Below are 25206 nucleotides of genomic sequence, written 5' to 3' on the forward strand. Positions count from 1 at the left end.
GAGAGACTGGTCGGATGCCCGACGGCCCCCTGATCGTCCAGTCCGACAAGACGCTGCTGCTCGAGGTCGACCACCCGCTCGCCGGCGAGGCGCGCCGCGCCGTCGCCCCGTTCGCCGAGCTGGAGCGTGCGCCGGAGCACGTGCACACCTACCGCCTCACCCCGCTGGGCCTGTGGAACGCGCGCGCCGCGGGGCACGACGCCGAGCAGGTCGTGGACGCGCTCGTGCGGTTCTCGCGCTACCCGGTCCCGCACGCGCTGCTCGTGGACGTCGCCGAGACGATGTCGCGCTACGGCCGTCTGCAGCTGCTGCCCGACCCCGCGCACGGGCTCGTCCTGCACGCGCTCGACCGCGCGGTGCTCGAGGAGGTGCTGCGGTCCAAGCGGACCGCGGGGCTCGTCGGCGCGCGCCTGGACGACACGACCGTCGTCGTCCACCCCTCCCAGCGCGGCCACCTCAAGCAGGTGCTGCTCAAGCTCGGCTGGCCCGCGGAGGACCTCGCGGGATACGTCGACGGCGAGGCGCACCCGATCGCGCTCGCCGAGGCGGGCACGGGTCCGGACGGCGCGGGCGCGTGGTCGCTGCGGCCCTACCAGCGCGAGGCCGTGGAGTCGTTCTGGCACGGCGGCAGTGGCGTCGTCGTGCTGCCGTGCGGTGCGGGTAAGACGCTCGTCGGCGCGGGCGCGATGGCGCAGGCGTCCGCGACCACGCTGATCCTCGTCACGAACACCGTCTCCGCGCGACAGTGGCGCGACGAGCTGGTGCGGCGCACCACCCTCACCGAGGACGAGATCGGCGAGTACTCCGGCGCCCGCAAGGAGATCCGGCCCGTCACGATCGCGACCTACCAGGTGCTCACCACGAAGCGGAAGGGCGCCTACCCGCACCTGGAGCTGCTCGACGCGCGGGACTGGGGGCTCGTCGTCTACGACGAGGTGCACCTCCTGCCCGCCCCGATCTTCCGGATGACCGCCGACCTGCAGGCTCGCCGTCGCCTCGGGCTGACGGCGACGCTGGTGCGCGAGGACGGCCGCGAGGACGAGGTGTTCTCGCTCATCGGGCCGAAGCGGTACGACGCACCGTGGAAGGACATCGAGGCGCAGGGCTACATCGCCCCCGCCTCGTGCGTCGAGGTTCGGCTCTCGCTGCCCGAACCGATGCGGATGGTCTACGCGACGGCCGAACCGGAGGACCGCTACCGGCTCGCGGCGACGGCGCCGGGCAAGATCGACGTCGTCCGCGCGCTCCTCGCGCGCCACCCGGGCGAGCAGACGCTCGTCATCGGGCAGTACCTCGACCAGCTGGACGAGCTCGCCGAGTCCCTCGACGCCCCGGTCATCACGGGCGCCACGACCGTGACGCAGCGGCAGAAGCTGTTCGACGCGTTCCGCGCCGGCGAGGTGCCCGTGCTCGTCGTCTCGAAGGTGGCGAACTTCTCCGTCGACCTGCCGGAGGCGGCCGTCGCGATCCAGGTGTCCGGCGCGTTCGGGTCACGCCAGGAGGAGGCGCAGCGTCTGGGCCGCCTGCTGCGCCCCAAGGGCGACGGACGCGAGGCGCACTTCTACGCCGTCGTGGTCCGGGACACGGTCGACGCCGACTTCGCGGCGCACCGCCAGCGGTTCCTCGCCGAGCAGGGCTACTCCTACCGGATCGTGGACGCCGAGGACCTGGGCGCGCTCGACGCCGCGGAGTAGCGCCGGGCCGGCCGTCCGTCAGTGCCCGACGGCGTGCGCCACCCCCGGGCCGCGCCCACCGTCACACCCGACGACGCCACCGCCACCGGGCCGCGCCCGCCGTCACACCCGACACCCGTGTGACGCTCCGCGCGGCCACCGCCCCCCAGCCGCGCCCGCCGTCACACCCGAGGACGCCACCGCCACCGGGCCGCGCCCGCCGTCACACCCGAGGACGCCACCGCCCCCCAGCCGCGCCGACCGTCACGCCCGACACCCCGTGTGACGCTCCGCGCGGCCACCGCCCCCCAGCCGCGCCCACCGTCACACCCGAGGACGCTGTGGTGGACCACCGACGGAGATGATCACCCCCGCCTGTCCCCAACCCGCGTCCACGGCCTCGGGCTCGCGCTCATCCACAGCCGAACTGCGCTGCCTACCGCCGGAGCTGTTCGCTGAGCCGTGCGCTCAATCCCGCTCGACGTCCCTGACCCGCTCGGCTCCCTCTCCGGCGACTCACTCGGCCATCGCCCGGACGGACGCGTCCCACTCCGCGCGTTTCGTCCACTTCCACATCCGCTTCTGCGCACGGCCCGGCGCCAGCTCGGGCTTCTCTCACGGGAACAGTGCACGATCGCAGGAGTCTCGAAAGACAGAATCCGGCGGCTCGTTCAGGCCGGAGCGTGGCTGTGCGTGACGCGCGACGTCTTCCTCGTACTTCCTGGCCTGGTCGCTCACGACGACTGGCCCAACCGACTACGACAGCGTGCCTTCGTGGGCGCGCTCGCGGCTGGGAGCGAGTCCGTCGCAGTAGGCCACGCTGCGCTCTGCCTCGTGGGTGTCCAGGGCTCACCTCTCGACTACAAACCGCAGTTCTGGTTGCCGCCGGGCAGACAGGACCGCGAGCGGACCGGGGTGCGCCAGTGGCGCGGCTCCTTCGACCGAGACTCCGACGCGATGCTGGTGGAGAACATCTGGGTGGCGAAGCCGATCACCGCGCTGACCCACGTCCTCGGCGCCGTCGACCGTGAGGTCGCCGTCAGTCTGTTCGACAGCGCGCTGAACCTGCAGGTGATCAACAGCGCCGAGTTCGTTCGACTTGTCGATCTGATGCACAGTCGACCGGGTGTGCGTCATGTCCGCCAGTGGAACCAGCTGGCGGATCGACGCGCGGACTCGCCGCTGGAGAGCCGAGCCCGACTCGAGTGCCTCGACGCGGGTCTGGCCCCAAACGACTTGCAGCGCGTGGTGCTAGACGAGCGCGGCACATTCATCGGACGGTTCGACATGACGTGGGATCTCGGAGGAGGTCGACTGCTGATCATCGAGATGGATGGGGCGCATCATCGCCAGAACGGCACGGCGCGCCGCGACTCCGCGAAGGACAACGCCCTACGCCGCCTGGGGCACGTGGTGTACCACCTGGGCTGGGAAGACCTCGGGACCGGCGAACTTGTGCGAACCGTTCGCGTGGAGCTGCAGAGGGCCGGGCGGCTCGCCGCCTGAGTCGTACCAGAATGACCACCCCGTGTGACGCTCCGCGCGGCCACCGCCCCCCAGCCGCGCCCGCCGTCACACCCGACGACGCCACCGTCACGACCCCGCGCCCGTGTGACGCTCCGCGCGGCCACCGCCCCCCAGCCGCGCCCGCCGTCACACCCGACGACGCCACCGTCACGACCCCGCGCCCGTGTGACGCTCCGCGCGGCCACCGCGACCGGCCCGCGCACCCACCGCCACCCGACCGCGGTGTGCGTCAGTGCCCGACGGCGTGCGCCCGCTCGCCTGCTCCGTCACCTGCGGCGTCGCCCGCCCCGTTGCCCGCCCCGCCACCCGGGACGTCGGCCGGGCGGCGCAGGGAAACTGCGAGCAACGCCGCGACCACGAGCGCGCCGACACCCACCCACAACGCAGACTGGATGCCCCCGGCCAGTGCGTCGCTCTCGCTCGCCCCGGCCGCGAGGCGCGACGCCTGCCCCGTGGTCATCACGGCGACGAGCGCCGCCGTGCCGGCCGCCCCCGCCAGCTGCTGCAGCGTGCCGATCGTCGCGGACCCGTGGGCCACGAGCGGTCCGGCCACCGCCGACAGCGCCACCGTGAACATGGGCGTGAACACCAGGGCCATGCCGAGGCTCATGAGCACGTGCCCGGCCAGCACCACGCCGACCGCACGCGGTCCCGCGGCCAGCAGCGCGAGGGCGCCCGCGGCGAGCACGAGGCCGGGCAGGGCGAGCGGACGCGCGCCCACGGCGTCGTACATCCGCCCGACCACGGGCCCCAGCAGTCCCATCGCGAGCGCGCCCGGGAGCATCACGAGTCCCGCCCCGAGCGGCTCGAGGCCGAGCACGCGCTGCGTGAGGAGCGGCAGCAGCATCATCACGCCGAACATCGCGAACATGGCGAGGCACATGATGCCCAGCGCGACCGTGAAGTCCCGGATGCCGAGCACGCGCACGTCCAGGAGCGCGCGGCCGGCGGGCGCGAGCCGCAGCTGCCGCCAGACGAACACCGTGAGGGCGGCGACGCCGAGCACGACGGCGACCCACGGCGTCGTGCTCGATCCCCCGTCGGACGCCTCGCCGAGCAGGGACAGCCCGACGACGAGCCCACCGAACGCGACGACGGCGAGCGGCAAAAAGAGCACGTCGAGCGGTCCGGTCTCCGCCTCGGTCTCCGCCCTGACCCAGCGCGCGCCGCACGCGAGCGCGACGAGCGCGATCGGCAGCACGAGGCCGAAGATCCAGTGCCAGGAGAGCGAGCGCAGCACGAGGCCGGACGCGGTCGGCCCGAGCGCGGGCGCAGCAGCGATCACGAGCGCCACGTTCCCCATGACGCGCCCACGCGCGCGCGCGGGCACCACCGCCATCACGGTGGTCATGAGCAGCGGCATCATCACCGCCGTGCCGGACGCCTGCACCACCCGCGCGGTGAGCAGGATCTCGAACGTGGGCGCGAACGCGGCGAGCGCGGTGCCGACGGAGAACGCGCCCATCGCCACGACGAACGACACGCGCGTGCCGAGCCGACCGAGCAGCCACCCGGTGGTGGGAATGACGACGGCCATCGTGAGGAGGAACGCCGTGGTGAGCCACTGTCCCGCGGCGGCCGAGATCCCGAAGTCGTCCATGATCGGCGGCAGTGCGACCGACATCGTCGTCTCGTTGAGAATGACGACGAACGCCGAGCACAGCAGCAGCGCGAGCAGACGGCGGTTCGCCGGGGTGAGCGTGGCGGGCGCGGCGGCCGCAGGGGCGTCCGGCACGACGGCGTCGCTCGGGTCGGGCGCGCGGGTCACCCGCTGGTGGGCTGTGGGTGGATCGAGGTCGCTCGCCTCACGACACTGAGTCGTCTCGGACATGGGCCCTCCGCCGGATCGGGTCTCGTCACGAGTGTGACTCGGGCGGTACAGCGTTCTCATCGACAAGGTTGTTCCCGGGGTCCGGGTGCTGGGATCGACCCTGCGAACCGCCCGCGAACTGGCGTCGAACCGGCGTCGAACAGGCACCGCACCGGCTGCGCACGTTGCGCACCGCCAGCGCGACGGCGAGGATCGGGTCATGCCCGCTGGCTCGCCGTCGACCGTTCGCGCCCGACCCGGCGGGGGTGTGGCCGCCCGAGGCGTGCGCGCCCTCGCCGCACTCGCGGCGGCCGCTCTCCTCCTGCTCGTGCCGGCGGCGGCGTACGCCGATGCGCCGTTCTTCCTGCCGCAGCGGCTCACCGACAGCACCACCGACCGGGTCCTCGGGACCGGGTTCGCCGACGCCGACGCCGCGCTGACGGAGCTCGAGAGCCAGGGCACGTACCGGCTGTGGGCGGTCTTCGTCGACTCCTTCGACGGCGTGAGCGCCGCGGACTGGGCGGACGCGACCGCCACCATGTCGAACCTCGGCGAGGACGACCTGGTGCTCGCCGTCGCCGTCGACGACCGTTCGCTGGCGCTGTCGGCGACGGACGCGGTCCCGCAGGGGGTGTACGACGACGCCTACGACGCCGCGACCGCCGCCGCGACGGCCGCCGCCGACGGTGACGGGACCTGGTCGCAGGTCGTGGTCGACACGGCCCAGGCGTTCGGGTCCACCGGGGGCGGTGGCGGCTCGGGGGCCGCGGTCGCCGTCGGGGTCGGCGCGGTCGCCGTCGCCGGCGTAGGCACCTGGGCGGTGCTGCGCCGGCGGCGCAAGGGGCGCGACGGCGGCGCGAGCGGGACGGGCGCCGGCGGCGCCTCGGACGCCGCGTCGCTGCCGACCGAGGAGCTCGTGGCGCGATCCGGCACCGCCCTCGTGGCGATCGACGACGAGCTGCGCTCGTTCGAGCAGGACCTCGGGTTCGCCGAGGCGCAGTTCGGCAGCGACGCGACCGGGACTTTCGCAAGCGTGCTCGCGGAGGCCAAGTCCACGGTCGGGACGGCGTTCGCCGCGCGCCAGGAGCTCGACCGGACGCAGGACGAGGGCCGCCGTCGTGCGCTCGCCATCCAGGTGCTCCAGGCGTGCGAGTCCGTCTCGGGCGCGCTGGAGGAGCAGTCGGCCGCGTTCGAGGCGCTGCGCAAGGAGCAGGCCGACGTGCCGGGGCGCCTGGCGGCCATCCTCACCCGCGCGGACGAGACGGCAGCCCGGCTCGAGCCGACCCGCGCCACCCTCGCGGCGCTCGGGGTGCAGTACCCACCGACGGCCCTGGCGTCCGTGAGCGCGAACCCGGACCACGCGGCGCAGCTCGTCGACGCCGCCCGCGCGGCGGCCACCACCGGTCAGCAGCACGTCGCCGCGGGCGATGCGGGCGCAGGGGTGGCCCAGGCCCGGGTTGCCGAGAACGCCCTGGGCCAGGCCGCCGGCCTGCTCGACGCCGTGGACCGGGCCCGCGAGACGCTCGCCGACGCCGTCGGCCGACTCCAGGCCGCGACGGCCTCGATCACCTCCGACGTGTCCGACGCGCGGCGGCTCGCGCCGCAGGACGCGGCCGTCGGCGCCCTGGTCAGCGCCGCCAACGAGGCCGTGGGCGGAGCGTCGACGGCGACCCAGCCGGGTGGTGACCCGCTCGCGGCGCTGGCACGGCTGGCGAACGCGGAGTCGGCGCTCGACGCCGCGCTCGCGCCCTACCGCGAGGCGGCCGAGGTGGCCGAGCGGGCGCGCGTCCAGGTGACCGAGCGCGGGAGCCGGCTCGAGAGCGCCATCCGCGCGACCAACGACTACATCGACTCCCGACGCGGCGCCGTCGGACCCGATGCCCGCACCGCGCTGGCCGAGGCGATCCGGCTGCTCGGACAGGCGCGCGCGCTCGAGGCGAGCGATCCGACGTCGGCGCTCGCGGCGCTGCAGGCGGCCGAGCAGCAGCAGGCTCAGGCGACCCAGCTCGCCCAGCGCGACGTCGCCGCGTGGGAGCAGCAGCAGGGCGGCGGCGGGTACGGCGGCGCGGGCGGCTACGGCGGCACGGGGTCCGGTGGCGGGGGTGTCGACATCGGCTCGCTCATCCTCGGCGGCATCCTCATGGGCGGCGGCAACCGGCGCTCGTCGTGGGGCGGAGGCTCCTCGTGGGGCGGCGGCTCCTCGTGGGGCGGGGGCGGATCCTCGTGGGGTGGGGGCGGGTCGAGCGGCCGATCGTCCGGCGGTCGGTCCTCGTCCAGCCGCTCCTCCGGCGGGGGTCGACGCCCGAGCGGGGGCGGCTCTCGCGGCCGCACCCGGGGCGGACGGTTCTAGGCGCCGCCCACCGGCACGCCCGGCGCCTCCCGCACGATCACGCACCACACCAGTCCGGCACGATCCAGCACGATCCCCAGCACGGCAGAAGAGGAAGGAACGGCAGTGGCAGAGAAGCAGACGATCCTCGGGCGCATCAGCCAGCTCGCGAAGGCCAACATCAACTCGCTCCTGGACAGCGCGGAGGACCCGGAGAAGATGCTCGACCAGCTCATCCGCGACTACAAGAACAACATCGTCGAGGCGGAGAACGCAATCGCCCAGACGATCGGCAACACCCGCCTCGCCCAGCAGGACCTCGCGGAGGACAAGGCTGCGGTCCAGGAGTGGGGCGCGAAGGCGGCCGCGGCCGCCGCGACGGCGCAGCGCAAGGCCGCCGAGGGCAACCAGGCCGAGGCTGACCGGTTCACCCAGCTCGCGCGGATCGCGCTCGGCAAGCAGCTCGACTACGAGAAGGAGGTCGCCTCCTCCGAGCCGATCGTCGCCTCGCAGGCCGAGACCGCCGAGAAGCTCAAGGTCGGCCTTGCGGGCATGAAGGACAAGCTGAGCCAGCTGCAGTCCAAGCGCGACGAGCTCGTGGCGCGGGCGAAGGCCGCTCAGGCGCAGCAGAAGGTGCACGACGCCGTCGGGTCCATCAACGTGCTCGACCCCACGTCGGAGCTGTCCCGCTGGGAGGACTCGGTCCGCCAGCAGGAGGCGCAGGCCGCGGGGCACGCCGAGATCGCGGCGTCGAGCCTGGAGTCCCAGTTCGCCGAGCTCGAGTCGGCCGGGGACAAGACGGAGATCGAGCTGCGGCTCGAGGCGCTGCAGCGCGGCGTGCTGCCGCCGTCCGGTACGCAGGACCAGATCACCCAGGGCTGAGTCCGGATCAGCACACGGACGCCGAGGGGCGGGACATCGTCGATGTCCCGCCCCTCGGCGCTGCTGAGCCCGCACGGCAGCACCCTCGCGGGCTGAGCCCTAGGGTGGGCGGCATGGAGCCCGCGTCCCCGAACCGCACATACCTGCTCGTCGACGGCGAGAACATCGACGCGACGCTCGGCATGAGCGTGCTGGGGCGCCGCCCCGCCCCCGAGGAGCGCCCGCGCTGGGAGCGCGTCAACACCTTCGCGCAGCACCTGTGGAACCAGCCGGTCACCGCGCTGTTCTTCCTCAACGCCTCCTCCGGCCAGATGCCGATGGGGTTCGTGCAGGCGTTGCTGGCGCTGGGCTACCACCCGATCCCGCTGTCGGGCAGCGCGACCGAGAAGGTCGTCGACATCGGTATCCAGCGCACGCTGGAGGCGATCGCGGGCCGCGGCGGCGACGTGCTGCTAGCCAGCCACGACGGCGACTTCCTCCCGCAGGTCGAGACCCTGCTCGACGGCGAGCACCGCGTCGGCCTGCTGGCCTTCCGGGAGTTCGCGAACGCCCAGTTCACCGAGCTGACCGAGCGCGGGCTCACGATCCACGACCTCGAGGACGACCTCGGCGCCTTCAACGCCCCGCTGCCGCGGGTGCGCATCATCCCGATCTCGGCGTTCGACCCGCTGCGCTACCTCTGACGGGCTGCGCCTCCCGGCCCGCCCGTTGGCGAGAGGAAGTTCGTCCTTTCGCGAGAGAAAGTTCGTCCTTTCGCGAGAGGAACCTCGTCGTCCGACTCACTCTTGGCAGTCCCCGCTCACGACGGCGAGCATCGCCCGGGTGCAGGCGCGACAGACCTCCTCTCGCGAAAGGACGAAGATCACCTCGCGAAAGGACAGAGATCCTCTCGCGAAGGGGGGGCGCGTCGAGGCCACGTCCAGGAAACACTCAGCCAGGCGGGGCAGGATGACCCCGTGACCGCTGCCGCCCGTACGCCCGAGGCGCGGCTCGCCGTCGTCGACGACGAGCCCCACCTGCGCGACCTCCTCCAGGCCTCCCTGCGCTTCGCCGGGTTCGACGTCGTGACCGCGGCGTCCGGCGCGGAGGCGATCGGCGTCATCGCCGACGGCGGGGTCGACCTCGTCGTCCTGGACGTCATGCTCGGCGACATGGACGGCTTCGAGGTCACCCGCCGCCTGCGCGGCCGCGGCGTCACCGTCCCGGTCCTCTTCCTCACCGCGCGCGACGACGTGGCCTCCACCGTGCAGGGCCTCACCGTCGGCGGGGACGACTACGTCACCAAGCCCTTCAGCCTCGAGGAGCTCGTCGCGCGGATCCGCGCGGTGCTGCGGCGCAGCGGCAGCGAGGAGGACGACGCCGTCCTGCGCTACGCCGACCTCGAGATCGACTCCGACGCGCGCGAGGTGCGCCGAGCCGGTCGGCTCATCGACCTGTCGCCCACCGAGTTCGAGCTCCTGCGCTACCTCACGACGAACGCCGGCCGCGTCCTCTCGCGCCAGCAGATCCTCGACCACGTGTGGGACTACGACTGGCGCGGTGAGCCCACCATCGTGGAGTCCTACATCTCCTACCTGCGCCGCAAGATCGACGCGCCGCAGGCGCCCGACGGCGAGCCACCCGTCCCGCTCATCCACACCAGGCGTGGGCTCGGGTACGTGCTGAAGCAGTCGTGACGGACGAACGCCACCCCGCCGCCGGCCGAGCTGCCCCAGCCGACCCGGCCGGCCGACAAGGCACAGCCGGCCCCGCCGCCGGCACAGCCGGCCCCGCAGACGGCCCAGCCGCAGGCCCGGTCGCCCTCTGGCGCCGCCAGCCGCTGCGCGTCCGCCTCGTCGTGATGTTCACGGCGCTGCTCCTGCTGGCCCTCGTCACGGTCGGCTCCCTCGCGCTCACGCTGCTGCGCCAGTCCCTCCTCGCCGAGATCGACGGCCAGCTCACCGGCGCCGCGCAGTCGCTCGTGGAGCAGTCCTGGCAGGGCTCGCTGTCCGACCACGACGATCCCACCAACCCGCTCGTGCCCTCGGAGTACGCGGTCCTCATCGCGACCATCGACGGGTCGGTGGTGGTCGAGGACGTCGCGACGGCGGGCCGGCCCGCCGTCGGCTCGCTCGCGATCACCGACGTCGAGCGGCGCGGGAGCCAGCCCTTCACCACGGGCTCGGCGGCCGGCGACACCCGCTGGCGCGCCGTCGTCGCCCCCCTCACGTCGGCCGACGGGCGGATCATCGGGACGGCTGCGGTCGCCCTGCCGCTCACCTCGGTGGACGCGACGATGCGCCGGATGGTCGGCGCGCTCATGGCGGTGGGCGGCGGGGTGCTGCTGGTCGCCGGGGTGGCGACCTACGCCGTCGTGCGCCGCAGCCTGCAGCCGCTGCGCCGGATGGAGACGACCGCGGCGGCGATCGCCGCCGGTGACATGTCCCAGCGCGTCACCGACCCGCCGCCGCCCAGCACCGAGGTCGGGTCGCTCGCGGCGTCGATCAACACGATGCTCGGCGACCTCGAGGAGGCGTTCGACGCCCAGCGCGCGAGCGAGGAGCGGATGCAGCGATTCGTGGGCGACGCGAGCCACGAGCTGCGCACGCCCCTGGCCACGGTCGCCGGGTACACCGAGCTCTACCGGATGGGCGGCATCCCGGACGCCGAGCTGCCCGGCGTGATGGGCCGGATCGAGGACTCCGCGACGCGGATGAGCTCGCTCGTGGTCGAGCTCCTCACCCTCGCGCGGCTCGACCAGGGCGCGCCGCTGCGGATCGAGCCCGTTCCGCTCGCGCCGGTGCTGGAGTCGGCGGCCGCGGACCTGCGTGCGCTCGACCCGACCCGCACCGTCCAGGTCCACCTCGAGCCCGGCGCCGCCGTCGCCGTGGACCGCGCCGCCTTCCAGCAGGTCCTCACGAACCTCGTCGGGAACGCCGCCGCCTACTCCCCCGCCGGCACGCCGGTCGAGCTCGTCGCAGGCCTGCTCCCCGGCGGCCTCGTGCGCCTGGAGGTGCGCGACCACGGCCCCGGCGTGCCCGCCGCCGACCGCGAGCGGATCTTCGAGCGCTTCGCACGCCTGGACGCCGGCCGCTCGCGCGACGCGGGCGGGTCCGGCCTCGGCCTGTCGATCGTGCGCTCGTCCGTCGTCGCCATGGGCGGCACGGTCGTGTGCGACGATACGCCCGACGGCGGAGCGACCTTCCGCGTCGAGCTCCCCGCCGCCTGAGGTACTTCCGCGCGGGCGGGTGCCGCCTTCGGGCCCGGGCTACGTCACCGGAAGCGCGAGCAGCTCCCCCGGCGCGAGTACGAGCGTGCGCTCGGCGCCCGACGGTGCGCGCAGCACGGTCGTCACGACGCTCGACGCCGAGCTCGCCACGAGCACCTGGCCGGCGGTCGGGAAGTGCGCGACGTCGACCTCGGGCGCCGAGGACGTCCAACCCGACCGCTCGCGGCCGGCCGCCCACCACAGCGCGTTCTCCAGCAGGCGCGCCGACGCGGGCCCGTGCCGGTGGTCGGCGAGGAAGACCGCGCGGCCGTCGCCGAAGGCCGTCGCCGTGGCCACCGGGAGGCCGGCGCCGTCGACGGCGAGCACGTCCACTCCCGCGCGCACGAGGTGCGTGCCACGCACGGCGGCGACGTGCTCGAGGGCGTGCGGGACGCCGTCGAGCACGGGATGGTGCTGGTGCACCTCGAACCGCCGACGCGACAGGACCCGCCGGTCCCCCGCGTCCTGGTCGACCCCCAGCACGGGGGCGAGCTGCAGGCGGTGGAGGCGACCGGGCGCCTCGGCCCGGTCCAAGGCGGCGGGCTCCTGAACCCCGATCAGGCCGCCGCCGCTCGCGACGAAGGCGGTGACCGCCGTCGTGAGCGCGGGGTCGGCCCACGCGGGACCACCGGACCACGCCGTCCCCGCGGGGCCGGCGTTGACGAGGACGTCGACGTCGGGCACGCCGTCGGTGGCGACCTCGGCGAGGGACAGCCAGCGCACGTCGAACGGCAGCCCGGCGAGGGACTCGATGACGTGCAGGAGGGAGAGGTCCGGGCTCTCGTGCAGGTGACCGGAGCAGGTCCACGACCGCAGCGCGCCCCACGCCGTCAGCACAGCGACGCGCACGGGTGCGACCTCGGGGGCGCCGGCCTCGTGCAGCGAGCGGATCAGCCGGTGCTCGTCCGCGACGCCCGCGATGTAGGCCTGGAAGTCCTCGAACGGCTCGACGAGCGAGAGGTAGCCGCCGAGCCCGATCCGGTCGATCCGCTCGCGCAGGAGCGCGCGGCGCAGGACCGTCCAGTAGGACTGCGCATCCGCCGTCGGGTCGCCGCCGGGCGCGAAGGTCGGCGCGCCCTCGAGGTTCACGGGGAAGAGGTAGGGGTGCAGGCGCAGCTCGTGCACCGGGACGTCGACGCCGGCGTTCAGGCGCGCCTCGTACCCGGAGAAGACGGCCTTGATGAGCCCGTCGAACCCCATCTCGCCGAACTGCGGCGACCACGGCTCGAGGCCGATCCAGGAGTCGTCGTAGAAGACGTAGGCCTTCTTGCCGTGCCGGTGCACCACGTCGACGCAGCGGCGCCCGAGGTCGCGCACGAACGCGCCGACGAACGCCATCCACTCGAGGTAGATCGCCGACGGTGGGTTGTGGGTCGAGGTGTACCGGCCCGCGTTGACGAAGTCCTCGGCCGTGATCGGCACCTCGCGCCCGGCGTTGAACTCGCGCAGCGCGATCGGGTTCACGGTGAAGTCGTAGGAGCCCCAGTCGGCGTAGACGTGGGGCAAATCGGGGTCCGAGCCCCAGAACCACGCGAAGTTGTAGAAGAGCGAGGTGAACCGGACGACCGTGGTGTCCGGGTGCGTCACGCACCACTCCTCCAGCCACGCCAGGAGGTGCTCGGCCACCTCGGGGTGCCGCGGCTCGACGGCCATGAGGCGCGGGCGGTCACCCCAGTCGTTGGTCACGTGGTTGTACATCGAGATCTCCTCCCACAGCCGCATGGCGAGGAAGTTGACCGTGTAGGAGTGGCCGGGCACGGCGCCGGTGAGGCGGACCGTGCCGGGCGCGGTGGCGGCATCGGCGGCGTCGGCGGCATCGGCGCTGTCGGCGGTGTCGGCGCTGGTCTCGACGGCGGCCTCGCCGCCGATCGACCACTGCTCACGCAGCACCTCGGTGCCCGTGGTGCGGTCGAAGACCTGCCAGAACTCGGTGCCGTCCCAGTCGTTCACGACGAACTGGTCGGTGGAGAACCCCTCGAGCAGCTCGATGACCAGCTCCTCGCCCTCGGCGACGCGCGGGAACGACATCAGCACGTTCTGCTGCAGCAGCCGCGAGTGCTCCGCGGCCCACGCGCGGTCCTCGCGGATGAGGCAGATCGTGGAGTAGATGCCGTGGCCGGCGTGCAGGATCTCGGGCGAGAGCTGCGTGCCGTCCGAGTCGCGAATGACGTCGGCCCCCCAGCGCTCGGCGAGACGCAGCGTGAGCGCCTCGTGTCCGGCCTCGCCGGGCAGGGTGAAGCCACCGTGGTCCATGGTTCGTTCTCCTTCTGGGGCCGCAACGGTGCGGCTCAGGGGGTCGGTCGGTCGGGCGTCGGTCGGGAGGTCCGGCGGTCGGTCGGGCGTCGGTCGGGCGTCGGTCGGTCGGGCGTCGGTCGGACAGGCGGCGGTCGGACAGGCGGCGGCTCGGCGGGTCAGCCGGTCGGCTCGCCGCGTCGGGCCAGCCGCAGCTGCCCGGCGACCAGCGCGATGGCGATCATCCCCGGCGTCAGCACCACGAGTGGAGGGAGCATCCACACCACCACGGCACTGACGCCGAACGCGACGATCACGTACACCGAGCCCACGGGATCGGCGACGGCGAGCTCCCGCCCGCGCGTCAGCAGGTCGCCCCAGCGTGCGCCGGGTCGCCAGAGCGCGGCCGCGCGGCAGACCCACACGCCGAGGGCGACGGCGATGATCGCCGTCGCGCCGGCGAGCACCACCCCGCCGGGCACGAGACCCTGGAGCGCGGCGGAGAGGTTGAGCGCGAGCAGGAACGCGACGACCGCTGTGAGCAGCCCGACCCACCACCCGGTGCGGATCGCCTGCCAGGCCGAGCGCAGCAGGTCGCGCATGGCATCGGCCCGGTCGGTGAGGTGCTGCTCCAGGTGGTGGACGCCGGCCGCGAGGGCCGGAACCGCCGTGATCACCGGCAGCGAGAGCGCGGTGACCACGAGGCCCACCACGATCATCTCGCCGAAGGTGGCGACGCCCCCACCGCCGAAGCGCCGCATGTCCTCGACCGGCCGGCCCTGGCGGCGGCGTGCGCCGCCGCCCGGGCCGGGCCTGCCGGTGGAGGTCATCGGGGCCGCCGGGGGCGGGTGCGCGTCATCCCTTGAGGCCTTGGGTGGCGACGCCGCCGACGAGCTGGCGTTGGAAGGCGAAGAAGAAGAGCATGACGGGCAGGAGGGCGAGGACGGCCATGGCCATCTGGGCGCCGTAGTCGCTGGTGGAGGTCTGGTCGACGTAGGCGCGCAGGGCGATGGGCATCGTGTACTTGTCCGGGCTCTTGAGGTAGAGCAGGGGCCCGAAGAAGTCGTTCCAGGACCAGATGAACGCGAAGATCGAGGACGTGACCAGGGCGGGCTTCATCAGGGGCAGGATGATCGAGGCGAAGATGCGGGGGTGCCCGGCGCCGTCGATGCGGGCGGCCTCGTCCAGCTCGCTCGGCAGGCCGCGCATGAACTGGATCATGAGGAACACGAAGAACGCGTCCGCGGCGAGGAACTTGCCCAGCAGCAGCGGCCAGTAGGTGTTCACCATGCCCAGGGAGTTGAACACGATGTACTGCGGGATGATCACGACGTGGAACGGCAGCAGCATCGTGGCGATCATGCACGCGAAGAACGCGTTCCGCCCCGGGAAGTTCACCCGGGCGAAGGCGTAGGCGGCCAGGGAGCAGGAGATCACCACCCCGACCACCGAGGCGACGGCCAGGATGAGGGAGTTGCGCACGAACACCCAGAACGAGACCCCGCCGATCCCGTTCAGGGCGGTGAGGTAGTTGTCCAGGGACGCCCCGTGCGGGATCAGGGACACGTCCCCGACGATCTCGTTCGTCGGCTTGAACGTGGACATCAGCATCCACACCGCGGGGTAGAGGATCACGATCAGCACGATGAGGCTGAACAGGTGGAACCCCAGGGAGGAGGCCAGGTTGCGGCGCTTGGCCTGCTTGCGCAGCTGAGCAGACCGCTCGCTGCTCACCCCAGCACCGCTGCCGCCGGGCAGGACGCCGGCGGGACCGGTCTTGCCCACGGCCTTCGGGGGCATCGACGTCGCGCTCACTTGTTACCTCCGGAGTAGTGCACCCACGCGTTCGAGGTCCGGAACATCACCAGGGTCACCAGACCCACCACGACCACCAGCACCCACGCCATCGCGGAGGCGTAACCCATCTGGAAGTCACGGAAGCCCCGGAAGTACAGGTACAACGTGTAGAACAGGGTCGAGCGGGCCGGACCACCGGTGCCGTTGGAGATGATGAACGCGGAGTTGAAGATCTGGAACGCGTGGATCGTCTCCAGCAGCAGGTTGAAGAACAGCACCGGGGACAGCATCGGGATCGTGATGCGCAGGAACTTGCGCACCGGCCCCGCGCCGTCGACCTCGGCCGCCTCGTACAGCTCCACCGGGACCTGCTTGAGCCCGGCCAGGAAGATGACCATCGGGGCACCGAACTGCCACACCGTGAGCAGGATCAGCATCGGCATCGTCTTGTTCGGGTCACCCACCCAGCCGCCCTCGGCCGCGGTGGGCCCACCCAGGGCCTCCACGACCCGGGCCACGATGCCGTTGTCGATGAACATCGCCTTCCACACGATGGCGATCGAGACCGACCCGCCGATCAGGCTGGGCATGTAGTACGCCGAGCGGTAGAACCCCTGACCACGGTGGGAGTTGTTCAGCAGCATCGCCACCGCCAACGCACTGATCAGCTTGATCGGGGTCCCGACCAGCACGTAGTACAACGTGATCTTCGACGCCTGGATGAAGTTCGGGTCCGAGAACAGGCGCTGGTAGTTCTCCAGCCCCGTGAAGTTCGGCGCCGCGAACAAGTTGTAGTCCGTGAACGACAAGTACAACGACGCCAGCATCGGCCCAGCCGTCAAGACGAAGAACCCGATCAACCACGGCGACAAGAACGCCAGACCCACCCGCGCAGTCGCACGATCACGCCGCTTGATCGCACTCCGCCGCACAGGATCCATCACCACTGCCTCAGCAGCCACCACGGACCTCCCTCGGTCCAATTCCAACAAGCACATCAGAGACAAGACACCGACGGCGGCGCCCACGCAACGCGGACGCCGCCGTCGGACGATGGTCGGAGGGACTGCGCCCTCCGGCGCCGGGTGGGCGCGCGCCGTGGGCGCGGACCCTACCCGGCGAGGACGGTCAGCCGACCGCCATGGAGGCCTCGGCGAACCACTCGTCCGCGAACTGCTCCGGCGTGATGTTGCCGTAGTTCAGCTCCTCGCCGAGGTTGCGCCACTTCTCCTCGATGGTGCCGAAGCCCTTGACGGGGATCGGTGCGGTCGAGGTCTCGGTCTCGCCGATGAGCTCCTCGTAGGCGAGGACCTTGGCGTCGGTCGAGCCCTCCTCGGCGACGATCGCGGCGCGCTGCTCGGAGTCCGCGGGGACGCCCTTGCTCGTGCCGAAGATCTCGCCGACCGACGGGTCGGTGAGGAGGAAGTTGATGAACGTCGCGGCGGCCTCCGCGTGCTCGGTGTTGGCGCCGGCGGCGAGCAGCATCGAGGGGCGGAAGAAGTTCTGGGTGCCGTTGTCGCCGGACCAGATCGGGACGATCTCGAGGTTGTCGGTGCCGGAGTCGGCCGTGTAGGACGCCATGAAGTTGTCCCAGGTGGCCTCGGCCGCGACCTCGTTGACCGTGAAGCCGCCGAGCGGGGAGAGCGCCACGCCGCGGTCGACCGGGAAGACGGCCTTGTTCTCGCGGAGGTCGGCCGTGAGGCTGAGCCACTCGACGACGTCGTCCTCGGTGAAGTTCAGCTGACCGTCATCGGTGAACGGCGCCTCACCCTGCTGGATGACCCACTGGAGGAAGAACCAGAACGTCGACGTGTAGTCGCCGGAGCCGTAGAGCTTGTAGCCCTCGGCGTTGGTGACGTTCGCGTCGGAGACGGCCTGGACGAACTCGTTGTACTCGTCGTACGTGTAGCCGTCCGCGGGGAAGTCCACTCCGACCTGCTCGATCACCGTCGGGTTGACGAACATGCCGAGGGTGTTGGTGGAGGTCGGGATCGCGGCCTGCACGTCGTTGAGGTTGCCGGCCGCGACGAGGCTCTCGTCGAAGTTGCCGAGGTCGATCGTGCCGTTGTCGATGAACTCCTGCAGGTCCAGCAGGCGGTTCGTGCTGGCGTACTCGCGCAGGTAGGAGGAGTCGAACTGCATCACGTCGGGCAGCGCATTGCCGGCCGCCTCGGTGTTGCGGGCGGTCCAGTAGTCCGGGAACGCCTGCCAGCTCGTCTGCACCGTGATGTAGGGGTAGGCCTCGTTGAACTTCGCGATGGCCTGGTTGTAGCGGTCGGCCCGGTCGTCGTTGCCCCACCACGTGAAGTTGATGGTGACCGGGGTCGTGTCGGGGGTGGCCTCGCCTGCGGCGCTGCCGTCCCCACCGGAGGTGGCTCCGCCGGTGGCGTCGTCGGTGCCACCGCCCGAGCTGCACGCGGTGAGCGCCAGACCGGCGGCCGCGAAGACCGCGGCGATGGAGATGACTGACTTCCTCATGTTCGATGAGCCTCTCTGCTCAGGACGTCCGATGTGTGTGCTGAATCGGTACAACAGGACCATATTGAATCGATACAGATGCGTCAAGCGGAACGAGGGCCCGAGACTGAATCGTTACGTGCCGCGGGCCCCGGCCGCATGGCGGCGGTCCTCAGCCCACCGCCAGCTCGGCCTCGGCGAACCACTGCTCGGCGAACTCCTGCGCCGTGATGGTGCCGTAGTCGAGCTCCTCGCCCAGCTGCTTCCACTTCTCCTCGACCGTGCCGAACCCGAGCACCGGGATCGGCGCGGTCGCGACGCTCCCCGTCTCCCGCACGGCCTCCTCGTAGGCGATGACCTTCGCGTCGACCGACCCCTCGGGCGCGTCGACCGCGGCGCGCTGCTCCTCGTCCGCCGGGATGCCCTTGGACGTCCCGAAGATCGCGCCCACCTCGGGCTCGCTCGCGAAGAAGTTCAGCAGCAGCGCCGTCGCCTCGGGGTGCTCGGTGTTCGCACCGGCCGCCATCATGAAGGCGCGGAAGAAGTTCTGGGTGCCGTCCTCGCCCGACCAGATCGGCACCAGCTCGAGGGAGTCGGTGCCGGTCTCGGCGGTGTAGGTCGCGAGGAAGTTGTCCCAGGAGGCCTCGGAGCCCACCTCGTTGACCGTGAAACCACCCTTGGGCGAGAGCGCCACGTTGCGGTCCACCGGGAAGAACGCCCCGCCGTCGCGCAGGTCCTTGACGCTGTCGAGCCAGGTCACGACGTCGTCCTGCGTGAAGCCGATCTGACCGTCGTCGGTGAACGGCTCGACCCCCTGCTGCACGAGCCACTGCAGGAAGAACCAGAACGTCCCGGTGTAGTCGCCCGAACCGTAGATCTGGTACCCGTCGGCGGTCTTCACCCCGGCGTCCGCGACCTGCTGGACGTAGTCGTTGTACTCCTCCCACGTGTAGCCGTCGGCGGGGAAGTCCAGCCCGACCTGCTCGAGCACGGTCGGGTTGACGAACATCCCGAGCGTGTTGGTGCCCGTCGGGATCCCGAGGGTCTCGCCGTCGAGGGACACGCCGTCCACGAGTGCGGGGTCCACGCCGGAGAGGTCGATGTCGCCGTCGGCCACGAGCTCGGTGAGGTCGAGCAGGCGGCCGCTCTGGGCGTACTCGCGCAGGAACGTCGAGTCGAACTGCATGACATCGGGCAGCGCGCTCCCGGCCGCCTCGGTGTTGCGCGCGGTCCAGTAGTCGGAGAACGCCTGCCAGCTCGTCTGCACCGTGATGTAGGGGTACTTCTCCTCGAAGAGGTCCACGGCCTCCTCGTACATGGCGGCACGGTCCTCGTTGCCCCACCACGTGAGCGTGATCGTCACCGGGGTCGTGTCCGGCGTGGCCTCACCGGCCGAGGTGCCGTCGCCGGCGCCCGCGTCGTCGGTGGCGTTTCCGCCACCGCCTCCGGAACTGCAGGCGGTGAGCGCCAGACCGGCGGCGGCCAGCGCGGCGGCAAACGCGATGACGGGCCTTCTCATGGGCGACGAGCCTCTCTGCTCCCGGACGACGACGTCCGCTAAATCGGTACAACACTGGTGACGCAGGAGGCTATTGAATCGATCTAGCACCGTCAAGCGGTTCGGTGTCTCACCCGGGCGTGGCCGCCCGCCGAGGGTCGTCGCCTCACCCCACCAGGCCCGCCACGTCCGGGTACGCGCCGCGGCCCGGACGCTGTGACTGGTCGCCCTGGCGCTTTGACTGGCCAGATGCCTTCAGCGGTCGCTTCGGCGTGCGTCTGCCCAGGTCGCGTCGGCGGCAGCGGGGTCGGACCAGTCAATGTGTCAGGGCGACCAGTCAGTTCGTCGGGGCCGGCGCCTGCACGCCCCCGCGGTGCCCAGGGATCGTCCACCGTCAGCCCGCGACTCGTCCGCCCCGACGCACCCGCCCCGACGCACCGACGCCGGCGCGCGCCCGGGCTCAGCGCCCGCGGCCCGGCCGGCTCGGCAGCCAGCGCCACCCGATGACGGCGCACGTGATGCCCACCGCGAACCCGGCAAGCACGTCGCTCGGGAAGTGCATCCCGCGGTACACCCGCGCCACCCCGACGGCGAGCGGCACCAGCGCGCACACCACCTGCACGAGCACGCGCAACCAGGGGATGCGGATCCGGGTCGCGCACAGCAGACACGCCACGTAGAACGCCGTCGAGGCGCCTGAGTGCCCGCTCGGGAAGCCGGAGGTCGGTGGCGCCTCGTCGAGCCGCGGCACGTCCGGGCGCTCGCGACCGACCACGAGCGAGCTCGTGAGGAAGACCGCGGTCTGCACGGTGAGCGCGATCGCGGGCACCACGGCGAACCACCACCGCCGCGTCCGCCACCACACGAGGCCCACCACCACGACGCACGTGCCGATCAGCGCCTCGGTGGTGCCCAGCCCGGACAGCACGGCGGAGACTGTGTCCCAGACGGGTGTCCGCGCCCGCGCCAGCGCCTCGTTGACGCCGACCTCGGGCAGCGCGAGCACCGACATGAGGAGGAACCCGACCCCGACCACGACGACCCACAGCACCGCTGCCGGCATCAGCACACGGCGCACGACGGCGCGGCCCACCTCCGCCCTGCTCGGCGCGGTCGGCGGGGGTCCGGCGAGCACGTCACATCCTCGCGTAGCGCGCGCGGGCGAAGGAGTAGACGCCGTACGCCGCGAACCCGACGCCGACCGCGACGACGATCGCCGGCCCGCCGGGGAGTCCGAGCAGGCTGTCGATCGCGCCGTCGATCCCCTGCGCCTGCTCGGGGTCGGCCGTCGCGGCCGCGACGACGAACAGCACGCCCACGACGGCGAGCGCCACGCCCTTCGCGATGTAGCCGACCGTCCCCATCGCCCGCACGCCGCGGCCGAGCTGACCACCCGGAGTGGCCTGGAGGTCCTCGAGGAACGTCTTCCTGGCGCCCTTCACCACGTGGTAGGCGCCGCCGGCCAGGATGCCCAGCCCGATCGCGCCCACGAGAAGCCGTCCGGCCGGCGCCTGCATGAGCGCGCCCGCGAACCCCTGCGCCTGGCCGTCGCCGTTCGACCCGCCCGACCCGAGCGCAAGCGAGACCGACACGAACGCCAGGACGAGGTACATCGCACCGCGGCCGGCCGCCTTCGCCCGATCGGCCGGCTCGCCGTCGTGCACCGCGTCCGCGACCTGCCAGCCGCCGAGCGCGAGGAACGCGACCGCGGCGAGCCAGAGCACGCCCGCCCCCAGCGGTGAGTGGCCGAGCGTGCCGAGCGCGGAGCTCTGGTCGGCCTCGGCGCCGCTGCCGAAGGCGATGCTCACGATGAGGAAGCCGAGCACGAGGTGGAGCGCACCGCTGACGGCGTAGCCCGCGCGAGCCGCCTTCTCCCACGCGTCGCCCGAGCGACCGCCGCGTGCCGCGTCCACTCCCCCGCTCGGCCCGCTCGTGCCGCCGCCGGCGCTCCCGCTCGTCGATGAGGTCATCCGGGCAGCCTGCCACAGCCGCTCGACGCCGCCCCGGAGGCGCGACGCCGCCGCGGGCCGCCCACCGCCGTTCCTGTAGGCGCCGTTCGCCCGCCCAGGCGCCCGTCCGGCGCCCCGGGGTTACGATGGCCGGGCTCTCTGAGCGTGCCTGACCCCGACGACTGGATATGACGATGGGCGTGACGGAAGCGCCGCAGTGGCTCGTGCCCGCATTCGTGCGGAGCGCCAAGGCGATCGGCGCGAACGCACCGACCGAACGGATCGAGGACGTGGCCGCAGGGCTCGTCTCGAGCTGGACGAGCGCCGACCGCAGGCACCACGCGATCCGGCACCTCGTGGACGTCCTCGCCAGCATCGACCAGCTGGCCGAGGAGACCCACGACCCGGACGCGGTACGCCTGGCCGGCTGGTACCACGGCGCCGAGTTCACCTCCGCGCGTCGGGCCAGCTACGCGCACAAGGGCGGCGAGGACCCGATCGCCGGCGCCGAGCGCGCGCGGCGCGAGCTGCCCACGATCGGCGTCCCGGCCGACGTCGTCGACCGGATCGCCGCGATGGTCGAGCAGGTGCACCGGCACTCCGCCGCCGCGAGCGACGTCGACGCCCAGGCGCTGTCGGACGCCGACCTCGCCGGTCTCGCCGCGGAGCCGCAGAAGTACGCGGAGTACCTGCGCAACATCCGCGCCGAGTACGCCCACATCCCCGCAGAGGACTACCTCGAGGCCCGGATCGCGATCCTGCAGAAGCTGCGCGCTCGGCCACGCCTGTTCTGCAGCCCGATGGGCCAGCAGTGGGAGGAGGCGGCGCGCGAGAACCTCGCGGCCGAGCTCACCCGCCTCACCGACGAGCTCGACGAGCTCGAGCGCACGGGGCACGAGCCCGACGGCGAGGGCGCCCCCGCGCAGACGGCCGCCCCCACGCCGCACACCGGCGAGGGACCGCAGCCACGCCCGCGCGAGTTGTCCCACGAGCGCTCGCTCGCCGACGTGTCCACGACGACGCTGGGCCGCGCCCCGCGCAGCCAACCGCGTTCGTAGCCTCCTTCCAGGCCCGCCGCCCGTGCGGGCAGGACACGGAGGAGCACCATGACGCAGTACACGGTCGACGCGGAGGCGGTGGCCGGCGCGGCCGCCGCCACCCGGGCCTCGGGCCTCGCGATCGCCACGGAGGTCGCGGCGATGATGCGGCACCTGGCCACCCTCGAGGCCTCGTGGCAGGGCGGCGCCGCGACGCAGTTCGGCGCCCTCGCCGCGCAGTGGCGCACCACCCAGGCCCAGGTCGAGTCCTCGCTCGACTCCATCGGCGTGGCCCTGGACCAGGCGGCCGCGCACTACTCGGACACGGAGGCGGCGACGACGCGGCTGTTCGCGGTGTGACGCAAGCGCCGCGAGCCCCGCGGCGCGCTCGTGGCCAGGTGACGCGCGGGCGCGCTCGCGGTGAGCGGGGCGCCGCGAGCCGCGCGGGCGCCGCGAGCCGCGCGGGCGCCGCGAGCCCCGCGGGGCGCCGCGTGCCGCGCGGGCGCGCTCGTGGCCGGCGAGCACGCTCGACCGGCGGGCACGCTCGCGCCCGGGCTACTAGCCTGCCCAGGTGACCACCCCCGATCTGCACCGCCCTCAGCTGCACGCCCGACCGAGGACGGGGTGGGTCAACGACCCGTGCGGCGTGGGCCGCTGGGACGGCCGCTGGCACGTCATGTGCCAGCACAACCCCGTCGGGACGGCGTGGGGCGACATCGAGTGGGCCCACCTGTCCTCCACCGACCTCGTCACGTGGCGCACGCACCCACCGGCGCTCGTGCCGCGGCCCGGCACGATCGACGAGGACGGCGTGTGGACGGGGGTCGCGCACGTGGTCGACGGCGAGCCCGCCCTGGTCTACACCGCCGTGCCCGTCGGCGGAGCCGCGCAGGCGCGGGTGGCCATCGCGCGCCGAACCGCGGCCGACGCGTGGCGCCAGCCCGACGAGGTCGTCACCCCGCCCTCTCCCGAAGGCGTGCGCGACGTCCGCGACCCGTACCTGTTCACGTGGCGCGGCCGCCGGCTCGCCGTCCAGGGCGGCGGGACGGCCGACGGCGTGGCGCTGCTCCTGCTGTTCGACGCGGACGATCTGGACCACTGGCGCCCGCTGGGCACCCTCCTGCGCGGCGACGACCCGGTCGCGGCGCAGTACGCGCCGGGTGCGATCTGGGAGTGCCCGCAGCTCGTTCCCGTGGGCGAGGACTGGGTCCTGCTGCTCTCGCTCTGGGACTCGGAAGCCGCTGCCGCCCTGGGCCACGGTCCGCAGCGCGTCGCGTGGCTGCTCGGCGGGCTCGAGCCGACCGAGGACGACGGTGTCGGCGCCGGCGTGCGGTTCGTGCCGCGCGCCGGCGGTCCGATCGACGACGGGCCCGCCTTCTACGCGCCCCAGGCCGTGCTCGACCTGGCGGACGTGGAGCAGAAGCGGTCCGGCTCCGCGACCTCCCGCGTGCTGCTGTGGGGGTGGGCGTGGGAGGCGGACGGAGTCGCCCCGCCGCCGAACCTGTCCGAGCGGGACTGGACCGGCACGCTCACCTATCCCCGCACGCTCGACGTCGCCGGCGACCGGGTCGTGACCGCGCTCGCCCCGGAGGTCCTCGCCGCGCACGGAGACCTTCACCCGCACGACGGCGAGACCGGCGATCGCGTCTGGCTCGCCGTCGCCGAGGCGTCGGTCGCGGGCGCCGGCTGCGCAGACGCCGCGTCACCCGCCCCGGGAGGCGCGGTCGATACGTCCGGCACACGCCCGGCCGCGGGCGCACCCCGGCAGGCAGGGTCCGAGCCCCCGCGCCACACGGTGCGCGTCGCGCTGGCCGGCCCCGACGGCGAGCGCGAGGTGTGGACGGGCGTGGGCGCCGACGTGCTGGTCGCCGTCGACCACTCGATCCTCGAGGCGTTCGTGGACGGGCAGGCGCACACCGAGCGCGTCTACCCCAGACCGTCCGAGCGCTGGGTGGTGACCGCGCGCGACGGCGACGGCGCCGCGAGCGGTCGGCTCGCCGTCGTGCGCCCCGAGGTGCTGGCGCGGACCGAGCGCGACGGCGACGGCGCCGCGAGCGGTCGGCTCGCCGTCGTGCGCCCCGAGGTGCTGGCGCGGACCGAGCGCGACGGCGAGCACCGCGGCGCCGCGCCGACGGACGAGGTCGAGCAGACGCCCGACGCCCGGTCGGCCGAGGCCGTGCGCCCGTGACCGAGGCGCACCCGCTGGCCGGCTCGGCGCTCGCGCTGCTCGCGGGCTGGCCCGCGCCGACGCAGGAGCAGGCGACGCTCCGCGAGGCCTACCTCGCGCTGCTCGCGACCACCTCCGACGCGCTCTGGCGCGCCCATGCGCCGGGCCACGTGACGGTCGGGGCAGTCGTGCTGGACGCGACCGCGAGGGACACCCTGCTCGTGCTGCACCCACGCGCCGGCATGTGGCTGCCGCCCGGCGGGCACTGCGAGCCCGAGGACGCCACCCTCGCCGACGGCGCGCTGCGCGAGGTGCGCGAGGAGACGGGGCTCGTCGACGTCGTCATCGGCTCGGAGCCCGTGCGCCTGGACGCGCACCCGTTCACGTGCTCGCTCGGCGTGCCCACCCGCCACCTCAACGTCGGCTTCGTGGTGCGCACGCGGCCGACCGCGGACGGCACCCCGCCGGTCGCCACGATCAGCGACGAGTCCGACGACCTGCGCTGGTGGCCGGTCGACGCGCTGCCCGCGCCGCGCCCGGAACGGCTCGCGGCCGAGGTCGCCGCCGCGCTCGCGCGCACCCCGCGGGGCTAGCCTCGCCT

The 25206-nt window shown here is 73.1% G+C and carries 20 protein-coding genes; 11 read left to right on the plus strand and 9 right to left on the minus strand.

The features are described from left to right. Positions 1 to 14: 14 nt before the first annotated feature. Positions 15 to 1694 carry a DNA repair helicase XPB gene (locus AC3AQ1_RS05390; RefSeq protein WP_108718133.1) on the plus strand — a complete coding sequence of 560 codons (1680 nt, stop codon included), beginning with the start codon at positions 15 to 17 and terminating at the stop codon, positions 1692 to 1694. Positions 1695 to 2366: 672 nt separating this feature from the next. Beyond that, positions 2367 to 3179, plus strand: coding sequence for a hypothetical protein (locus tag AC3AQ1_RS05395; protein ID WP_139987198.1), 813 nt, complete (start codon positions 2367 to 2369; stop codon positions 3177 to 3179). Positions 3180 to 3429: 250 nt separating this feature from the next. On the opposite strand, the gene AC3AQ1_RS05400 is transcribed toward AC3AQ1_RS05395, so the two are convergent. Further along, positions 3430 to 5031: a DHA2 family efflux MFS transporter permease subunit gene (locus AC3AQ1_RS05400; protein ID WP_108718135.1), complete on the minus strand. Its 1602-nt coding sequence runs from the start codon at positions 5029 to 5031 to the stop codon at positions 3430 to 3432. A 199-nt stretch (positions 5032 to 5230) separates the two neighbouring features. Between AC3AQ1_RS05400 and AC3AQ1_RS05405 the strand changes: the two genes are divergently transcribed. From AC3AQ1_RS05405 to AC3AQ1_RS05425, 5 genes are all read left to right on the plus strand, one after another. Further along, positions 5231 to 7360, plus strand: a complete 2130-nt coding sequence (locus AC3AQ1_RS05405; protein ID WP_108718136.1) for a TPM domain-containing protein — start codon at positions 5231 to 5233, stop codon at positions 7358 to 7360. Between the two features lie 105 nt (positions 7361 to 7465). Next, positions 7466 to 8221 (plus strand): PspA/IM30 family protein, encoded by a 756-nt coding sequence (locus AC3AQ1_RS05410; protein WP_108718137.1) that lies wholly within the window; start codon positions 7466 to 7468, stop codon positions 8219 to 8221. Between the two features lie 113 nt (positions 8222 to 8334). Continuing rightward, a complete protein-coding gene (locus AC3AQ1_RS05415; protein WP_108718138.1) occupies positions 8335 to 8904 on the plus strand; it encodes an NYN domain-containing protein in 570 nt (189 codons plus the stop codon). A gap of 273 nt (positions 8905 to 9177) precedes the next feature. After that, a complete protein-coding gene (locus AC3AQ1_RS05420; RefSeq protein WP_108718140.1) occupies positions 9178 to 9897 on the plus strand; it encodes a response regulator transcription factor in 720 nt (239 codons plus the stop codon). Further along, the gene (locus AC3AQ1_RS05425) at positions 9894 to 11429 is read left to right on the plus strand and encodes a sensor histidine kinase (protein ID WP_159096398.1); all 1536 of its coding nucleotides are present in this window, start codon (positions 9894 to 9896) and stop codon (positions 11427 to 11429) included. Before AC3AQ1_RS05420 ends, AC3AQ1_RS05425 begins: the two co-directional genes overlap by 4 nt. A 39-nt stretch (positions 11430 to 11468) precedes the next feature. Here the strand turns inward: AC3AQ1_RS05425 and AC3AQ1_RS05430 are convergent, their stop codons facing one another. From AC3AQ1_RS05430 to AC3AQ1_RS05465, 8 genes are all read right to left on the minus strand, one after another. Next, positions 11469 to 13721: a 1,3-beta-galactosyl-N-acetylhexosamine phosphorylase N-terminal domain-containing protein gene (locus AC3AQ1_RS05430; protein WP_159096399.1), complete on the minus strand. Its 2253-nt coding sequence runs from the start codon at positions 13719 to 13721 to the stop codon at positions 11469 to 11471. Positions 13722 to 13879: 158 nt separating this feature from the next. Beyond that, on the minus strand, positions 13880 to 14530 hold the full coding sequence (locus tag AC3AQ1_RS05435; RefSeq protein WP_108718143.1) for a YesL family protein: 651 nt from the start codon (positions 14528 to 14530) through the stop codon (positions 13880 to 13882). Positions 14531 to 14555: 25 nt separating this feature from the next. After that, positions 14556 to 15500 (minus strand): carbohydrate ABC transporter permease, encoded by a 945-nt coding sequence (locus tag AC3AQ1_RS05440; RefSeq protein ID WP_180359764.1) that lies wholly within the window; start codon positions 15498 to 15500, stop codon positions 14556 to 14558. Between the two features lie 11 nt (positions 15501 to 15511). Next, positions 15512 to 16438 (minus strand): carbohydrate ABC transporter permease, encoded by a 927-nt coding sequence (locus AC3AQ1_RS05445; protein WP_108718145.1) that lies wholly within the window; start codon positions 16436 to 16438, stop codon positions 15512 to 15514. 187 nt (positions 16439 to 16625) lie between these two features. Then, positions 16626 to 17975, minus strand: coding sequence for an ABC transporter substrate-binding protein (locus AC3AQ1_RS05450; RefSeq protein ID WP_108718146.1), 1350 nt, complete (start codon positions 17973 to 17975; stop codon positions 16626 to 16628). 151 nt (positions 17976 to 18126) lie between these two features. Then, complete coding sequence (locus tag AC3AQ1_RS05455; protein ID WP_108718147.1) at positions 18127 to 19473, minus strand: ABC transporter substrate-binding protein; 1347 nt, start codon at positions 19471 to 19473, stop codon at positions 18127 to 18129. Between the two features lie 439 nt (positions 19474 to 19912). Beyond that, positions 19913 to 20587 (minus strand): phosphatase PAP2 family protein, encoded by a 675-nt coding sequence (locus tag AC3AQ1_RS05460; RefSeq protein ID WP_234417812.1) that lies wholly within the window; start codon positions 20585 to 20587, stop codon positions 19913 to 19915. 1 nt (position 20588) lies between these two features. Further along, positions 20589 to 21422 (minus strand): DUF1206 domain-containing protein, encoded by an 834-nt coding sequence (locus AC3AQ1_RS05465; RefSeq protein ID WP_108718148.1) that lies wholly within the window; start codon positions 21420 to 21422, stop codon positions 20589 to 20591. Between the two features lie 173 nt (positions 21423 to 21595). On the opposite strand from AC3AQ1_RS05465, the gene AC3AQ1_RS05470 reads away from it, so the two are divergent. From AC3AQ1_RS05470 to AC3AQ1_RS05485, 4 genes are all read left to right on the plus strand, one after another. Further along, complete coding sequence (locus AC3AQ1_RS05470) at positions 21596 to 22459, plus strand: HD domain-containing protein (protein WP_234417814.1); 864 nt, start codon at positions 21596 to 21598, stop codon at positions 22457 to 22459. A gap of 48 nt (positions 22460 to 22507) precedes the next feature. Next, complete coding sequence (locus tag AC3AQ1_RS05475) at positions 22508 to 22798, plus strand: WXG100 family type VII secretion target (protein WP_108718150.1); 291 nt, start codon at positions 22508 to 22510, stop codon at positions 22796 to 22798. Positions 22799 to 23009: 211 nt separating this feature from the next. After that, a complete protein-coding gene (locus AC3AQ1_RS05480; protein WP_108718151.1) occupies positions 23010 to 24626 on the plus strand; it encodes a glycoside hydrolase family 32 protein in 1617 nt (538 codons plus the stop codon). Further along, positions 24623 to 25198 (plus strand): NUDIX hydrolase, encoded by a 576-nt coding sequence (locus AC3AQ1_RS05485; protein WP_199916532.1) that lies wholly within the window; start codon positions 24623 to 24625, stop codon positions 25196 to 25198. The genes AC3AQ1_RS05480 and AC3AQ1_RS05485 overlap by 4 nt, the downstream gene beginning before the upstream one ends. Positions 25199 to 25206: the final 8 nt, after the last annotated feature.

This window comes from Miniimonas sp. S16 (genome assembly GCF_057748195.1).

Excerpts from the sequence above, each read along its gene's own strand:
- AC3AQ1_RS05390 (WP_108718133.1), top strand. The coding sequence starts at position 15 with ATGCCCGACGGCCCCCTGATCGTCCAGTCCGACAAGACGCTGCTGCTC.
- AC3AQ1_RS05400 (WP_108718135.1), bottom strand. The coding sequence starts at position 5,031 with ATGTCCGAGACGACTCAGTGTCGTGAGGCGAGCGACCTCGATCCACCC.
- AC3AQ1_RS05405 (WP_108718136.1), top strand. The coding sequence starts at position 5,231 with ATGCCCGCTGGCTCGCCGTCGACCGTTCGCGCCCGACCCGGCGGGGGT.
- AC3AQ1_RS05415 (WP_108718138.1), top strand. The coding sequence starts at position 8,335 with ATGGAGCCCGCGTCCCCGAACCGCACATACCTGCTCGTCGACGGCGAG.
- AC3AQ1_RS05430 (WP_159096399.1), bottom strand. The coding sequence starts at position 13,721 with ATGGACCACGGTGGCTTCACCCTGCCCGGCGAGGCCGGACACGAGGCG.
- AC3AQ1_RS05435 (WP_108718143.1), bottom strand. The coding sequence starts at position 14,530 with ATGACCTCCACCGGCAGGCCCGGCCCGGGCGGCGGCGCACGCCGCCGC.
- AC3AQ1_RS05440 (WP_180359764.1), bottom strand. The coding sequence starts at position 15,500 with ATGCCCCCGAAGGCCGTGGGCAAGACCGGTCCCGCCGGCGTCCTGCCC.
- AC3AQ1_RS05445 (WP_108718145.1), bottom strand. The coding sequence starts at position 16,438 with ATGGATCCTGTGCGGCGGAGTGCGATCAAGCGGCGTGATCGTGCGACT.
- AC3AQ1_RS05450 (WP_108718146.1), bottom strand. The coding sequence starts at position 17,975 with ATGAGGAAGTCAGTCATCTCCATCGCCGCGGTCTTCGCGGCCGCCGGT.
- AC3AQ1_RS05455 (WP_108718147.1), bottom strand. The coding sequence starts at position 19,473 with ATGAGAAGGCCCGTCATCGCGTTTGCCGCCGCGCTGGCCGCCGCCGGT.
- AC3AQ1_RS05465 (WP_108718148.1), bottom strand. The coding sequence starts at position 21,422 with ATGACCTCATCGACGAGCGGGAGCGCCGGCGGCGGCACGAGCGGGCCG.
- AC3AQ1_RS05470 (WP_234417814.1), top strand. The coding sequence starts at position 21,596 with ATGGGCGTGACGGAAGCGCCGCAGTGGCTCGTGCCCGCATTCGTGCGG.
- AC3AQ1_RS05475 (WP_108718150.1), top strand. The coding sequence starts at position 22,508 with ATGACGCAGTACACGGTCGACGCGGAGGCGGTGGCCGGCGCGGCCGCC.